2 protein-coding genes are annotated in these 1,238 nt (G+C 50.6%); both read right to left on the bottom strand.

Annotated features, from left to right (window positions below; translation table 11 throughout):
* Nucleotides 1-507 (bottom strand): hypothetical protein (locus D8791_RS10375; RefSeq protein WP_446677529.1); only part of this gene is annotated, 507 nt, incomplete at its 3' end.
* A 29-nt stretch (nucleotides 508-536) separates the two neighbouring features.
* Nucleotides 537-1,238, bottom strand: a 702-nt coding sequence (locus D8791_RS10370; protein ID WP_185760592.1) for a hypothetical protein, incomplete at its 5' end; no start/stop codon positions are given.

The following is a 1,238-nucleotide window of genomic DNA, read 5'->3' as shown; positions in this document are numbered from 1 at the left end:
CGCTTCAGACTCAGCCAGCACAAGTTTGAGCACAAGTCTAAGTGCCTCAATTAGTGCATCAGATTCAGCAAGCACCAGCTTGAGTACAAGCCTCAGTGCCTCAATTAGCGCATCAGATTCAGCAAGCACCAGCTTGAGCACAAGCCTCAGTGCCTCAATTAGTGCTTCAGATTCAGCAAGCACCAGCTTGAGTACAAGCCTCAGTGCCTCAATTAGCGCATCAGATTCAGCAAGCACCAGCTTGAGTACAAGCCTCAGTGCCTCAATTAGCGCATCAGATTCAGCAAGCACCAGCTTGAGCACAAGCCTCAGTGCCTCAATTAGTGCCTCAGATTCAGCCAGCACCAGCTTGAGTACAAGCCTCAGTGCCTCAATTAGCGCCTCAGATTCAGCCAGCACCAGCTTGAGTACAAGCCTCAGTGCCTCAATTAGCGCATCAGATTCAGCAAGTACAAGTTTGAGCACAAGTCTCAGTGCGTCAATTAGTGCAAGCGACTCAGCAAGCACCAGCTTGAGTACGAGCCTCAGTGCATCAATCAGTGCCTTTTGAGCACAAGTCTCAGTGCCTCAATCAGTGCCTCAGATTCAGCCAGCACCAGCTTGAGCACGAGCCTCAGTGCCTCAATTAGTGCCTCAGATTCAGCAAGCACCAGCTTAAGCACAAGCCTCAGTGCCTCAATCAGTGCCTCAGATTCAACAAGTACAAGTTTGAGTACTAGCCAAAGTGCTTCACTCAGTGCTTCAGACTCAACAAGCACAAGTTTGAGCACGAGCCTCAGTGCATCAATCAGTGCGTCAGATTCAGCAAGCACTAGCCTGAGCACTAGCCTCAGTGCCTCAATTAGCGCTTCAGATTCAGCCAGCACTAGCTTGAGTACAAGCCTCAGTGCTTCAATTAGCGCCTCAGATTCAGCCAGCACGAGCTTGAGCACAAGCCTCAGTGCTTCAATCAGCGAGTCTGACTCAACAAGCACAAGTTTGAGTACCAGCCTCAGTGCCTCACTCAGCGCATCAGATTCAGCAAGTACAAGCTTGAGTACCAGCCTAAGTGCTTCGATCAGTGCCTCAGAGTCAACAAGCACGAGCCTGAGCACGAGTCTCAGTGCATCAATTAGTGCAAGCGACTCAGCAAGCACCAGCTTGAGTACCAGCCTAAGTGCTTCGATCAGTGCCTCAGAGTCAACAAGCACGAGCTTGAGCACAAGCCTCAGTGCCTCAATTAGCGCTTCAGATTCAGC

The sequence above is a fragment of the Streptococcus cristatus genome (genome assembly GCF_003943515.1).
Classification (GTDB): domain Bacteria; phylum Bacillota; class Bacilli; order Lactobacillales; family Streptococcaceae; genus Streptococcus; species Streptococcus cristatus_D.
The sequence above is the reverse complement of the archived record's forward strand: the minus strand, read 5'-3'. Positions and strand labels throughout refer to the sequence as shown.